The sequence below is a fragment of the Comamonas sp. JNW genome, from assembly GCF_003105075.1.
GTDB lineage: Bacteria > Pseudomonadota > Gammaproteobacteria > Burkholderiales > Burkholderiaceae_C > Comamonas > Comamonas squillarum.
The window spans coordinates 323455-336134 of record NZ_QETI01000002.1 but is presented as its reverse complement, the minus strand read 5'-3'; the positions used below and the strand labels follow the sequence as shown (position 1 = coordinate 336134).

Annotated in this window: 13 protein-coding genes; 7 read left to right on the top strand and 6 right to left on the bottom strand. The window is 64.9% G+C overall.

Translation table 11 applies throughout. The features are described 5' to 3' along the window. Positions 1–32: 32 nt before the first annotated feature. Complete coding sequence (lysA, locus tag DCO45_RS04580; RefSeq protein WP_116924720.1) at positions 33–1283, top strand: diaminopimelate decarboxylase; 1251 nt, start codon at positions 33–35, stop codon at positions 1281–1283. Here the strand turns inward: lysA and DCO45_RS04575 are convergent, their stop codons facing one another. Further along, a complete protein-coding gene (locus tag DCO45_RS04575) occupies positions 1284–2693 on the bottom strand; it encodes a PLP-dependent aminotransferase family protein (protein ID WP_116924719.1) in 1410 nt (469 codons plus the stop codon). Positions 2694–2837: 144 nt separating this feature from the next. Between DCO45_RS04575 and DCO45_RS04570 the strand changes: the two genes are divergently transcribed. After that, on the top strand, positions 2838–4124 hold the full coding sequence (locus tag DCO45_RS04570; protein WP_116924718.1) for a hydroxymethylglutaryl-CoA reductase, degradative: 1287 nt from the start codon (positions 2838–2840) through the stop codon (positions 4122–4124). A 90-nt stretch (positions 4125–4214) separates the two neighbouring features. Continuing rightward, the gene (locus DCO45_RS04565; RefSeq protein WP_332839221.1) at positions 4215–5138 is read left to right on the top strand and encodes an NAD(P)-dependent oxidoreductase; all 924 of its coding nucleotides are present in this window, start codon (positions 4215–4217) and stop codon (positions 5136–5138) included. A gap of 22 nt (positions 5139–5160) precedes the next feature. On the opposite strand, the gene DCO45_RS04560 is transcribed toward DCO45_RS04565, so the two are convergent. From DCO45_RS04560 to DCO45_RS04545, 4 genes are all read right to left on the bottom strand, one after another. Beyond that, a complete protein-coding gene (locus DCO45_RS04560; RefSeq protein WP_116924717.1) occupies positions 5161–6162 on the bottom strand; it encodes an NAD(P)H-dependent glycerol-3-phosphate dehydrogenase in 1002 nt (333 codons plus the stop codon). A 125-nt stretch (positions 6163–6287) separates the two neighbouring features. Beyond that, positions 6288–6749 carry a protein-export chaperone SecB gene (gene secB, locus DCO45_RS04555; RefSeq protein ID WP_116924716.1) on the bottom strand — a complete coding sequence of 154 codons (462 nt, stop codon included), beginning with the start codon at positions 6747–6749 and terminating at the stop codon, positions 6288–6290. 153 nt (positions 6750–6902) lie between these two features. Further along, a complete protein-coding gene (gene grxC / locus DCO45_RS04550) occupies positions 6903–7160 on the bottom strand; it encodes a glutaredoxin 3 (RefSeq protein WP_116924715.1) in 258 nt (85 codons plus the stop codon). A gap of 89 nt (positions 7161–7249) precedes the next feature. Then, positions 7250–7657, bottom strand: coding sequence for a rhodanese-like domain-containing protein (locus DCO45_RS04545; RefSeq protein WP_116924714.1), 408 nt, complete (start codon positions 7655–7657; stop codon positions 7250–7252). 250 nt (positions 7658–7907) lie between these two features. On the opposite strand from DCO45_RS04545, the gene gpmA reads away from it, so the two are divergent. From gpmA to DCO45_RS04525, 4 genes are all read left to right on the top strand, one after another. After that, positions 7908–8648 (top strand): 2,3-diphosphoglycerate-dependent phosphoglycerate mutase, encoded by a 741-nt coding sequence (gpmA, locus tag DCO45_RS04540; protein WP_116924713.1) that lies wholly within the window; start codon positions 7908–7910, stop codon positions 8646–8648. A 334-nt stretch (positions 8649–8982) separates the two neighbouring features. Beyond that, positions 8983–10497, top strand: a complete 1515-nt coding sequence (locus DCO45_RS04535; protein ID WP_116924712.1) for a S41 family peptidase — start codon at positions 8983–8985, stop codon at positions 10495–10497. A 97-nt stretch (positions 10498–10594) separates the two neighbouring features. Next, a complete protein-coding gene (locus DCO45_RS04530; protein WP_116924711.1) occupies positions 10595–11350 on the top strand; it encodes a HesA/MoeB/ThiF family protein in 756 nt (251 codons plus the stop codon). Between the two features lie 153 nt (positions 11351–11503). Beyond that, positions 11504–11890 (top strand): response regulator, encoded by a 387-nt coding sequence (locus tag DCO45_RS04525; protein ID WP_021026241.1) that lies wholly within the window; start codon positions 11504–11506, stop codon positions 11888–11890. An 88-nt stretch (positions 11891–11978) separates the two neighbouring features. On the opposite strand, the gene DCO45_RS04520 is transcribed toward DCO45_RS04525, so the two are convergent. Continuing rightward, positions 11979–12611: a response regulator transcription factor gene (locus DCO45_RS04520; RefSeq protein WP_021026242.1), complete on the bottom strand. Its 633-nt coding sequence runs from the start codon at positions 12609–12611 to the stop codon at positions 11979–11981. Between the last annotated feature and the right edge of the window lie 69 nt (positions 12612–12680).

Below are 12680 nucleotides of genomic sequence, written 5' to 3'. Positions count from 1 at the left end.
TTTCCGATTCCACGCCTTCCGGCACACCGACTATGAGCAACCCCTTCTCCCCCGATCTGCTGTGGCAGCTGGCCGATGACTTCAACACCCCGCTGTGGGTCTATGACGCGGCCACCATCAGCCAACGCATCGCCGAGCTCCAGGCATTCGACACGGTGCGCTTTGCGCAAAAGGCCTGCTCCAACATCCATGTGCTGCAGCTGATGCGGGCGCAAGGCGTCAAGGTTGATGCGGTCTCGCGCGGCGAAGTGCTGCGCGCGCTGGCAGCCGGCTACCAGGGCGGTTTTGGCGAGCCCTCCGACATCGTGTTCACCGCCGATGTGATGGACGAGGCCACGTTGGCCACCGTGGTCGAGCACCAGATCCCCGTCAATGCCGGCTCCATCGACATGCTGCACCAGCTGGGCCAGGCCTCGCCCGGCCATGCGGTCTGGCTGCGCATCAACCCCGGCTTTGGCCATGGCCACAGCAACAAGACCAATACCGGTGGCGAGCACAGCAAGCACGGCATCTGGCACAGCGACCTGACGATGGCGCTGGCGGTGATCGCCGAGCGCGGCCTGCAGCTGGTGGGCCTGCACATGCATATCGGCTCGGGCGTGGACTACGGCCACCTGCAAGAGGTCTGCGGCGCGATGGTGCAGCTGGTCGAGCGCACCCACGCCGCCGGCCACCGCCTGCAGGCCATCTCGGCAGGCGGCGGCCTGTCCATCCCCTACAAGGACGGTGACGCCACCATCGACACCCAGCACTACTTTGGCCTCTGGGATGCGGCGCGCAAGCAGGCTGAGGCGCTGGTGGGCCACCACCTGGGCCTGGAGCTGGAGCCGGGCCGCTACCTGGTGGCTGAATCGGGCGTGCTGCTGGGCACGGTGCGCGCGACCAAGGATGCCGGCAGCAACCACTTTGTGCTGGTCGATACCGGCTTCAACGAGCTGATGCGCCCGGCGATGTACGGCAGCTACCACGCGATGCATGTGCAGCGCCGTGGCGCCGGCGTGCTGCCTGTGCAGCGCGAGGCCGTTGTCGCCGGTCCGCTGTGCGAATCCGGTGATGTCTTCACCCAGGGCGAGGCCGGCGTGGTGCTGCCCCGTCCGCTGGGCGATGCGCAGGTGGGCGATCTGCTGGTGATCCACGACACCGGCGCCTACGGCGCCTCGATGTCCAGCAACTACAACAGCCGCCCACTGGCCGCCGAGGTGCTGGTCGACAACGGCCAGGCGCGCCTTATCCGCCGCCGCCAGACAGTCGAAGAGCTGCTGGCGCTGGAACTGGGCCTCTGATCAGCGCGGGGCCGCGCGCCATGGCGCCATTGCCGCGTCCAGGCGCGGGGACTGCATGGCCCCGACATTGCAGCGCGACCAGCGCGAGGTCGCGCTGCTGTCCAGGCTGAACACCCGGCCCGGCGCCATCGTCACCTGCCGGGCCCGCAGTTGCTCGGCCAGTTGCGCGGAATCCTCGCAGCCGGGAAAGGCCGCCCACAGATACAGAGACTGCTCGCTGCGCGCAAACACCTCGCAGCCCTGGCGGTCCATCCAGGCCAGCGCCTGCGCCGTGGCCTGGCCCAGGCGCCCGCGCAGCCGCACCAGGTGCCGCTCGTACTGGCCTTCGCGCAGCATCACATCGACCATGCGCTCGCAGTACTCCGAACCACTCACATGGATGAGGCTGCGCAGATCGGCCAGGTCACTGGCCAGATCGGGGTGGCAGGCGATAAAGCCCACCCGCAGCGCAGCCGAGAACGACTTGGAAAAACTGCCGATGTAGATCGTGCGCGCCAGCTGGTCCAGCACCGACAGGCGTGTGGCCGAGGTCGGTTTGAAATCGGCCAGCGGGTCGTTTTCGACGATCAGCATCTGCTGCTGGCCGGCCAGCTGCAAGATGCGCCAGGCCTTGGCGGCGCTCAGGTCCGAGCCCGTGGGGTTGTGCGCCAGCGACTGGGTAAAGAAGAGGCGCGGGCGCTCGGTCTGCAGCAGCCGCTCCAGCGCCAGCACATCCGGGCCATCGGCCTGGCGCGGCACACCCAGCACGCGCGCGCCGGCCAGCTTGAGCTTGCCAAACAGCAGGTAGTAGCCCGGGTCGTCCACCAGCACCGTCGTGCCCGGCGTCACCCAGTGGCGGATGACCAGGTCCAGCGCGTCATTGGCCCCCTGCGTCAGCAGCAGCTGCTGGGGCGTCACCGCCAGGCCGAACATGCCCAGCTTGCGCACCAGGCTGTCCCGCAACGGCGCATAGCCCAGGCGGCTGCCGTAGCGGAACAGCGCGCCCAGCCCCGTACGCACCACTTGGTGGTGGTAACGGTCCAGGCGCATATCGGCCAGCCAGTCCACCGGCGGAAAACCATCACCCAACGCCAGCGCATCGGGCTGGGTCTTGAGCTGCTCGCGCATCAGCCAGACCACATCCATCGCGCGCTGCAGCGGGGCGCTGTCTTCGGCCGCAGGCACGGCTGCCACCGGGCGCTGGGCCAGCACATAAAAGCCCGATCCCCGCCGCGCCTCGACCAGGCCGCGCGAGACCAGCAGCTCAAAGGCCGCCACCACGGTGTTCTTGGCATAGCCATGCAGCTGCGCCAACGCGCGCAGTGACGGCAGCTTGTCACCCGCGCGCAGCACGCCATCGGCCATCTGCCGGCCCAGCATCGCGGCCAGCTTTTCTGCAATCGAGGCCTTGCGGCCAGAGGCTGGGGGCATGGGCGCTCCTTGGGGAAGACCAGGCGCCGATGCTGCAATGCAGCAGCACTGTCCCGGCAAACTGTACCTGTCTAGAAGGGTACAGTTTAGGTAGATTGGTGGCTCTGCGTTTCGCATTCCTCAAAAAATCACCAGGAGACACCAATGGCCACCGATTCCCGTCTGCCGCAGTTCCGCGCCCTCAGCCCCGCCCAGCGCTGGGATGTCATCGCCAAGGCCTGCCAGCTGAGCGCCGAAGACCACGCGCTGCTGGCCCAGCCAGGGGCCCTCCCCACGAACGTGGCCGACGGCATGATCGAAAACGTGATCGGCACCTTTGAGCTGCCGATGGGCGTGGCCAGCAATTTCCAGATCAATGGCCGCGATGTGCTGGTGCCGCTGGCGGTCGAAGAACCCTCGATCATCGCGGCGGCCTCGTACATGGCCAAGCTGGCACGCGAGGACGGAGGGTTTCAGACCTCCAGCACCCAGCCGCTGATGCGCGCCCAGGTGCAGATAGTCGGCATCCAGGACCCCTATGGCGTGCGGCTGGCGCTGTACCAGGCGCGCGAGCAGATCCTGGCGCTGGCCAACAGCCGCGACAAGGTGCTGATCGGCCTGGGCGGCGGCTGCAAGGACATCGAGGTGCATGTCTTCCCCGACTCACCCCGGGGCCCCATGGTGGTCATGCATCTGATCGTCGATGTGCGCGATGCGATGGGCGCCAACACCGTCAACACCATGGCCGAATCGGTCTCGCCGCTGGTCGAGCAGATCACCGGCGGCGCGGTGCGGCTGCGCATTCTGTCCAACCTGGCCGATCTGCGCCTGGCCCGGGCCCGCGTGCGCCTGACGCCCAAGACGCTGGCGACTGCCGAGCGCAGCGGCGAAGAAATCATCGAGGGCGTGCTCGATGCCTACACCTTTGCCGCCATCGACCCCTACCGCGCCGCCACCCACAACAAGGGCATCATGAACGGCATCGACCCGGTCATCGTCGCCACCGGCAACGACTGGCGTGCGGTGGAGGCCGGCGCCCATGCCTATGCCAGCCGCAACGGGCGCTACACCTCGCTGACCACCTGGGAGAAAGACGGCAGCGGCGCGCTGGTGGGCACCATCGAGCTGCCCATGCCCGTGGGGCTAGTGGGCGGCGCGACCAAGACGCATCCGCTGGCGCGCCTGGCGCTGAAGATCATGGATGTGAAATCGGCCCAGGAGCTGGGCGAGATTGCCGCGGCCGTCGGCCTGGCGCAAAACCTGGGCGCGCTGCGGGCGCTGGCCACCGAAGGCATCCAGCGCGGCCACATGGCCTTGCATGCCCGCAATATCGCGCTGGTGGCCGGGGCCGTGGGTGCCGAGGTCGACCAGGTCGCCAAGCGCCTGGCCGCCGAGCACGATGTGCGCACCGACCGCGCGCTGGAGGTGCTGGCCGAACTGCGCGCGCGCTGAATCGGGCTGCGGTCCCGCCGGTCACCAAGTTGACTGCGGCCGCGCCCGCAGCCCCCCTGGCGCACAGGGCTTGCGGTACGCTGGGAGCCTTTGCGCATTGCTGCGCACCGCCAGGAGATTTCCATGTCATCGCAAACAGCCCAGCCCGTCGTCGGCCTGATCGGGGTCGGCCTGATGGGCCACGGCATCGCCCGCAATGTCGCCGCCAAAGGCTTTCAACTCTATGTGCTGGAGCATCCTGGGAACCAGCCGCTGACTGAGCTGCTCAGCCTGGGCACACGCACCTGCCAAAGCCCGGCCGAACTGGCCAGCCACTGCGATGTGGTGATCCTCTGCGTGACTGGCTCGCCCCAGGTCGAAGCCGTGCTGACTGGCGAGCAAGGCCTGCTGTCGGCACTGCGCCCCGGCACCGTGGTGATCGATTGCTCGACAGCCGTGCCCGCATCGACGGTGCGCATGGCCCAGGCCGTGCAGGCTGCGGGCGGCAAGTTCATCGATGCACCGATGACCAAGACCTCCAAGCAGGCGCATGACGGCCAGCTCAATCTGCTCGTCGGTGGCGATGCGGCCGTGCTGGCCCAGGTGCAACCGGTGCTGGCCACCTTCACCAGCCAGGTCACCCATGTCGGTGCACTGGGCGACGGACACCGCATGAAGCTGCTGCACAACTTTGTCTCGGTGGGCCAGATGAGCCTGCTGGCCGAGGCCACCGCCTGCGCGCGCAAGCAGGGCATGGACATGCAGGCCTTCCACAGCGTACTGGCTGCGGGCGGCGGCGCGGGCGTGGCGCTGGACCGGCTGCAGTCCTATATCCTGGCCGATGACCCCTCGGGCATTGCGTTCTCGATCTCCAACGCCGCCAAGGATTTGAGCTACTACGCCACGATGGCCCACGATGCGCAGGCGCCCAGCCTGATTGCCGATGCGGCTGCGACCACCTTGCAGGACCAGGTCCAGGCCCGGCATGGCGATGCCATGCTGCCGGCCTTGATCGGTCTGCTGGCCAAGGCCTGAAGCGCGTTGTTCAGGGCCCCGCTTATTCAGCGCGGGGCTCGCGCCCCATCAACGCCTGCACCACATCGGGGGCTGACAGGCTGCCGTCGAGCAAGGCCACGACGGCGGCCGTGATCGGCATCTCCACGCCCAGCTTCTGGGCGCGCTGCAGCACCGTGCGGGCGCTGTAGACGCCTTCGGCCACATGGCCGAGCGACTGCACCGCCTGCTCCAGGCTCTGGCCCTGCGCCAGCAACAGGCCGATCTTGCGGTTGCGCGACAGGTCGCCCGTCGCCGTCAGCACCAGATCGCCCAGGCCCGACAAGCCCATAAAGGTATCGGTCTGCGCGCCCAGCGCCACACCCAGACGTGTCATCTCGGCCAGGCCGCGCGTCACCAGCGCGGCGCGGGCATTCAGCCCCAGGTGCAGGCCATCACACAAGCCTGTGGCAATGGCCAGCACGTTCTTGACGGCGCCGCCCACTTCGACCCCGCTGATGTCCTCATTGGCATAGACGCGCAGGTTGTCGCCATGGAAGGCCGCGACCAGCGCATCGCGCACATCGCCATGGCGGCTGGCCGCCACCAGGGCCGTGGGCTGGTGCTGGGCCACTTCCTGCGCAAAGCTTGGGCCACTCAGCACGCCGGCATGCAGCGCGGGGGCCACCTGGGCGCAGACCTCGTTGCCCAGCAGCCCATGGCTGCCGGCAGGGGCATCGGCGGGCACGGCTTCAAAACCCTTGCTGAGCCAGGCCACCGGCACCTGGCAGTCGCGCAGCATCGTGAGGCCGCCGCGCAGTGCCGCCATCGGCGTGCCCAGCACGATCAATTCAGCCTGTGCCACCAGGGGCTGCAGGTCGCCGCTCGTCACCTCCAGCGCATCGGGCAAGCGGATGCCTGGCAAATAGCGCTGGTTCTCACGGCTGGTTTGCAGCTGGCCCGCCTGCTGCGCATCGCGCGCCCACAGCTGCACGCGGTGGCGTGCGGCAGCATGCATGGCCAAAGCCGTTCCCCAGGCACCGGCGCCAATCACCAAGATCTTCATAGCCACAACCCCTTCTTACATCAACTCAAACGGTGGCGCTGCCTGCAGCCGGCTCCCCGGCAGATACAACAAAGGCCTTGCAACCGAGACTGCAAGGCCCTAGCGTTGTCAACGCAGCGGCGCAATTACTGGGCCAGTGCGGCACCTGCGCCAGCGCCATTGGCCTGGGCTTGTTGCTGTTCGTACATGGCCTGGAAGTTGATTTCCGCCAGGTGCACAGGCGGGAAGCCGGCGCGGGTCACGATGTCTGCCACGTTGCCGCGCAGGTAAGGGTAGACGATCTGTGGGCAAGCCACGCCGATCACGGCACCCATCTGGTCGTCAGGGATGCCACGGATCTCGAAAATACCGGCTTGCTTGGCTTCCACCAGGAACACGGTCTTGTCTTCGATCTTGGTCTGCACGGTGGCGGTGACCGCCACTTCGAAAATGCCATCGGCCACCGGGGTGGCTTCCACGCCCAGCTGGATGTCCACGCTCGGCTGGGTTTGCTCCAGCAAGATGGCTGGCGAGTTGGGCTGTTCCAGCGACGCGTCCTTCAGGTACACGCGTTGAATTTGGAACACGGGATTTTCTTGATCCGCCATGGTTGTCTGTCTTTCGCTAGAAAAAGGAATGGAGTGCAGCTGCGATGCCGCCCGGTGTGTGCGCCCCTCGCATGCAGCCTGCCATTATGCAATGGCAAAGTGTCAGCATGGAAAAGCCCGGGCGCCCGCCGGCCAGTGAAGGGATGCGCGGGCTCAGGCTTGGAGCAAGGGGGTCAGCTCGCCGCGCTGGTCCAGCGCAATCAGGTCATCGCAGCCGCCGACATGGGTCTCGCCAATGAAGATCTGCGGCACGGTGCGGCGGCCGGTCGTCTCCATCATTACCGCACGCTGGGCCGGATCGGTGTCGATGCGGATTTCTTCAATCTGCTCCACGCCTTTGGCTTTGAGCACTTGCTTGGCGCGAATGCAGTAGGGGCAGACGGCGGTGGTATACATCTTTACAGCTTGCATCGGAGTGTCCTGCGGCGGCGGCCTGCACAAGGCCGCCAGCTCTGTAGTGGGTGTCTAAAGCCAGTATCTGGGGCCATGAACCCCAAAAATCAAGCCTTCTTGAGCGGCATGCTGGCAGCGCGCCAGCCCTTCATGCCACCGGCCAGGGCCTGCACATTGGTGTAGCCCAGCTTCTTGGCCACGGCCACGGCACGCTGCGAGCGCTGGCCCTGTGCGCAAACGAGAATCAGCGGCAAGGCCTTGTTCTTGACGACCGAGGGCAGTTGCGCTTCGAGCTGGTCCAGCGGCACATTCTTGGCATTGGCGATATGGCCGGCGCCGAATTCCTGCGCGTCCGACACATCCACCACCACGGCTTTTTCGCGGTTGATCAGTGCCACGGCGTTGGCGGGGCTGAGCGTGCCGCCTCCCATGTTCTTCATGGCGGGCATCATCAGCATCGCGCCCGAGCCCAGTACCAGCACGATCAGATACCAGTTGTCGATCAGAAAGTTCACACAAGTCCCTTGTCAAAAAATGCTCAAACAGCCGCACATTCTAAAAGGGCCACCATGCCGCTGCGCGGCAAAAGCCTTTAGCACCACCCCCAACGCGCACCAGGCGCTGCCTGGCAAGCTCTGCAAGCGCCCTGGGATTTAAGCCTGCCTCTACAATCGGCGCCATTGTGAACGCGGCGGGCTGCCCAGGCCCCTCTAGCGCCACCCGCCAGCGACACGCACCGATTTTTGACTATCGCACGAGGATTGCATGTACAAGCTTGTCCTGATTCGCCATGGTGAATCGACCTGGAACCTGGAAAACCGCTTCACCGGCTGGACCGATGTGGACCTGACCGACACCGGCGTGGCGCAAGCCAAGCAGGCTGGCCAGTTGCTCAAGGCCGAGGGCTATGACTTCGATGTGGCCTACACCAGCGTGCTCAAGCGCGCCATCCGTACGCTGTGGCACACCCTGGACGAGATGGACCGCACCTGGCTGCCGGTGCAAAAGTGCTGGCAGCTCAACGAGCGCCACTATGGCGCGCTGCAAGGCCTGAACAAGGCCGAAACCGCCAAGAAGTTTGGCGATGAGCAGGTGCTGGTCTGGCGCCGCAGCTATGACACCCCGCCGCCCGCGCTGGAGTCTACCGATCCACGCAGCGAGAAAACCGACCGCCGCTACGCCGGTGCTGCCAACCAGGTGCCGCTGACCGAATGCCTCAAGGACACGGTCGAGCGCGTCGTGCCGTTCTGGAACGAAGCCATTGCGCCAGCCATCCAGCGCGGCGAGCGGGTGGTGATCGCCGCCCACGGCAACTCCATCCGCGCGCTGATCAAGTACCTCGATGGCGTCTCCGACAGCGACATCGTGAACCTGAACATCCCCAACGGCATCCCGCTGGTCTATGAGCTGGACGCCAGCTTGAAGCCGCTGCGCCACTACTACCTGGGTGACGCCGAAGCTGCCGCCAAGGCCGCTGCTGCAGTCGCCTCCCAGGGCAAGGCCTGATCCGACGGGCAGCCCACCCAAGGGCGGCCCCGTAGGCCCCGCCGGGAACTACTGGTCATGCCTGGAGTCCGAGCCAGGCAGCGTTAGTGCGGTAGATAGGCGGGGCACGCAGCCCCCATCGCGGCAAAAAATGCCAGCGCCGCCGGACCAGATCGGGCCCCCGCCCTGATCGGCAGGCGCGCAGAAGTTCTTGGTGTCAGCCGATGCCGCTTGCCCGCGCCAGCGGGCGGCCGGCGAAAGTAAATACTTGTCTTAGCACCCGAAAACCGCTGCTGCGCCGCACCAGCGCAGGCGCTTGGGTGTATATTGGCACGCTATAGAAAGTTGCGAGCATATGGGCCAAAAATTGAAGATTGCCGGTTGGGTTTCACTGGGCGTGGTCGCCGGCGCGCTCACCACTGTGTCTTTGCAGACGGTCGCAAGGGGCGTGATGTCGCCCATGCCACTGGAAGAAATCCAGCAGCTGTCGGCGGTGTTCGGCCTGATCAAGACCGACTATGTCGAGCCGGCCGATGACAAAAAGCTGATCACCGATGCCATCTCGGGCATGGTCTCCGGGCTCGATCCCCACTCGCAGTACTTCGACAAGAAGTCTTTCCGCGAGTTTCAGGAAGGCACCAGCGGCAAGTTCGTCGGCGTCGGCATCGAGATTACCCAGGAAGACGGGCTGATCCGCATCGTCTCGCCCATCGAAGGCTCACCGGCGGACCTGGCCGGCCTCAAGACCAACGACCTGATCACCAAGATCGATGACACGGCGGTCAAGGGCCTGTCGCTCAACGATGCGGTCAAGCGCATGCGCGGCGAGCCCAACACCAAGGTGGTGCTGACGATTCTGCGCAAGGACGAGAGCCGCAGCTTCCCCGTCACGATCACCCGCACCGAGATCAAGACCCAGTCGGTCAAGGCCAAGATGATCGAGCCGGGCTACGGCTGGGTGCGCGTCTCGCAGTTCCAGGAACGCACGGTCGACGACTTCGTGCGCAAGGTCGATGACCTGTACAAACAGGACCCGAACTTGAAGGGCCTGGTGCTGGACCTGCGCAATGACCCCGGTGGCCTTCTGGATGCGGCCGTGGCCATCTCGGCGGCCTTCCTGCAGCCCAATGTGACCGTGGTGACCACCGATGGCCAATTGGCCGAGAGCAAGGCGATCTTCCGCGCATCGCCCGAGTTCTACGCGCGCCGCGGCAGTGACCCGATCAAGTCGCTGCCCGCTGCCATCAAGAACATTCCGCTGGTGGTGCTGGTCAACGAAGGTTCGGCATCGGCCTCCGAGATCGTCTCGGGCGCGCTGCAGGACCACAAGCGTGCCACCATCATGGGCGCCCAGACCTTTGGCAAGGGCTCGGTGCAGACCGTGCGCCCCCTCGGTCCGGACACCGGCATCAAGCTGACCACGGCGCGCTACTACACGCCAAGCGGCAAGTCGATCCAGGCCAAGGGCATCGTGCCCGACATCATGGTCGACGAGTCGGCCGAAGGCGATTTGTTTGCCGCGCTGCGCACCCGCGAAGCGGATCTGGAAAAGCACCTCTCCAGCGGCCAAGGCCCCGAAGTCAAGGACGAAGCCCGCGAGAAGGCCCGTGAAGCGGCGCTCAAGCGCCTGGACGAAGAGAGCAAGAAGCCCGCCTCCGAGCGCCGTCCGCCCGAGTTCGGCTCGGACAAGGACTTCCAGCTGCAGCAGGCCTTGCACCAGCTCAAGGGTGAGCCCGTGCAGGTGAGCCAGACCAAGACCGAGCGCCCGGCCGAGAAAAAGGACGAGGAAAAGACCAGCACGAGCGACAAGCCCGCAGAGTCCACCACGGACGACACCAAGCTGCCGCCCGCTAGCGAGCCCAAGAAGTAAAGCCGTCAAGCTGTAGCGCCCAACCTTCGTTGCGCTGCGTCAAAAGGCCGCAAGCAGAGTTCCTGCTGCGGCCTTTGTTTTTTCCGACAATAAGCCCATGAACGACGAGCAACTTTTGCGCTACTCCCGCCATATCTTTCTGGATGAGGTCGGCATCGAAGGCCAGGAGGCCATCCTCGCCGCCCATGCGGTGGTGATTGGCGCGGGCGGCCTGGGCAGCCCGGCAGCGATGTACCTGGCCTCGGCCGGCGTGGGCCGCATCACCTTGGTCGATGACGACACGGTGGACCTGACCAATTTGCAGCGCCAGATTGCCCATACGACCGAGCGCGTGGGCCAGGCCAAGGTCAGCTCCTGCGCAGCCAGCCTGCAGGCCATCAATCCGCATGTCCAGATCCATACGGTGCAGCAGCGGGTCGATGCCAAGCGGCTGCAGACCTTGGTGGGCGATGCCAGCGTGGTGCTGGACTGCACCGACAACTACCGCACGCGCCAGGCCATCAATGCCGCCTGCGTGGCGCTGGCCAAGCCTTTGGTCAGCGGCGCGGCCATCCGCTTTGATGGCCAGATCAGCGTGTTTGACAGGCGCCACAAAGGCGCTGCCTGCTATGCCTGCCTGTTCTCGCCCGAAGAGCAGTTCGAGGAAGCCAGCTGCTCGACAATGGGGGTATTTGCACCCTTGGTGGGCATTATCGGTACGATGCAGGCTGCAGAAGCGCTCAAACTCATTGCCGGCATTGGCCGCAGCCTCGATGGGCGTCTGATGATGCTCGAGCTCAAGGACATGGAATGGAGCACGATGCGGGTCAGCCGCAACCCGCAATGCCCCGTCTGCGGTGAGCAACACCTTTGATATCTCAGCTTATTATTTGTTTTATGTATACAATAATAGACAAACAATAAACCTACGAGGCCTTGTCCTACTTAGGCCATCCTTTCAGACCGATGGCGTGCCTACGGCTTGTTGCTATCATTGTTACGGTAAGACACACCCGTGTAGCCGTATATGCATCGCCGTTTGAAAACTTATTTGGTTGAAGACAACAAGACCATCCGCGACAACCTGATAGCCACGTTGGAAGACCTGGCCCAGGTGGAGACCGTGGGGCATGCCAGCACCGAATCTGACGCCACCAGCTGGCTCAGCAACCCTTCGACCGACTGGGATCTGGCGGTGGTCGATATCTTCTTGCTCGAAGGCAGTGGCCTGGGTGTTCTGGAAAAGCTCCAGGAACGCGCGCCACACCAGCATCTGGTCATCCTCAGCAACTACGCCACACCCAGTATGCGCGAGCGCTGCGCCCAGCTTGGCGCCAACCGGGTTTTCGACAAATCCGAAGACATCGATGCGCTGATCGACTACTGCGTGGAGCGTACATCCCAGCTGCAGTGAGGCCACCATGAGGCCCACCATTTGGCCCTGCAGACAACCACAAAAAAGCGGCCCAAATGGGCCGCTGGTTTTGCACGGCGCTGCGCGCTCAGTCGATCAGCCCGTTTTTCAGCGCGTAGTAGGTCAGGTCGCTGTTCGATGCCAGGCCCATCTTCTCCATCAAACGCGTGCGGTAGGTGCTCACGGTCTTGACGCTGAGCGAGAGCTGGTCGGCAATATTGCCGGCCGTCTCACCCTTGGCCAGCTTCAAGAACACCTGAAATTCGCGCTCCGAGAGCTGCTCGTGCGGGGGCGCGTCCTCTTTGCGATGCAGCTGCTGGGCCAGCAGATCGGCCACTGCCGGCGTCAGGTAGCGCTTGCCCAGCGAAATCGTGCGCAGCGCCTCCACAATCTCGGATGGGTCGCACTCCTTGTTGAGGTAGCCGCTGGCGCCTTGGCGGATCAGGTTGATCGCATAATGGGCCTCGGGGTAGCCGCTCAGGATCAGAATGCCCATGTCGGGCGCCTTGGCGCGCAGCATGGCCAGCGCATCAATACCGCTTTGGCCGGGCATGGACAGGTCCATGATCAACACGTCGATCTCTTCCTTGCGCACCAGGTCAATGGCTTCACGGCCGTTGGCCGCCTCTCCTACGACGCGCAGATCGACATGCTCGGCCAAAAATTGCTTGAGGCCCGAGCGCACAATCGCGTGGTCATCGACGATACCAACTTTAATCATATATCCCCTCATGCAGCGCAGACTGCAGCACCGGCCCCATGCTGGCGCTGCCCGAAGTTTGCTCTATTA

Excerpts from the sequence above, each read along its gene's own strand:
- DCO45_RS04570 (WP_116924718.1), top strand. The coding sequence starts at position 2,838 with ATGGCCACCGATTCCCGTCTGCCGCAGTTCCGCGCCCTCAGCCCCGCC.
- DCO45_RS04535 (WP_116924712.1), top strand. The coding sequence starts at position 8,983 with ATGGGCCAAAAATTGAAGATTGCCGGTTGGGTTTCACTGGGCGTGGTC.
- grxC (WP_116924715.1), bottom strand. The coding sequence starts at position 7,160 with ATGCAAGCTGTAAAGATGTATACCACCGCCGTCTGCCCCTACTGCATT.
- DCO45_RS04520 (WP_021026242.1), bottom strand. The coding sequence starts at position 12,611 with ATGATTAAAGTTGGTATCGTCGATGACCACGCGATTGTGCGCTCGGGC.
- DCO45_RS04530 (WP_116924711.1), top strand. The coding sequence starts at position 10,595 with ATGAACGACGAGCAACTTTTGCGCTACTCCCGCCATATCTTTCTGGAT.
- DCO45_RS04560 (WP_116924717.1), bottom strand. The coding sequence starts at position 6,162 with ATGAAGATCTTGGTGATTGGCGCCGGTGCCTGGGGAACGGCTTTGGCC.
- gpmA (WP_116924713.1), top strand. The coding sequence starts at position 7,908 with ATGTACAAGCTTGTCCTGATTCGCCATGGTGAATCGACCTGGAACCTG.
- lysA (WP_116924720.1), top strand. The coding sequence starts at position 33 with ATGAGCAACCCCTTCTCCCCCGATCTGCTGTGGCAGCTGGCCGATGAC.
- DCO45_RS04575 (WP_116924719.1), bottom strand. The coding sequence starts at position 2,693 with ATGCCCCCAGCCTCTGGCCGCAAGGCCTCGATTGCAGAAAAGCTGGCC.
- DCO45_RS04525 (WP_021026241.1), top strand. The coding sequence starts at position 11,504 with ATGCATCGCCGTTTGAAAACTTATTTGGTTGAAGACAACAAGACCATC.
- secB (WP_116924716.1), bottom strand. The coding sequence starts at position 6,749 with ATGGCGGATCAAGAAAATCCCGTGTTCCAAATTCAACGCGTGTACCTG.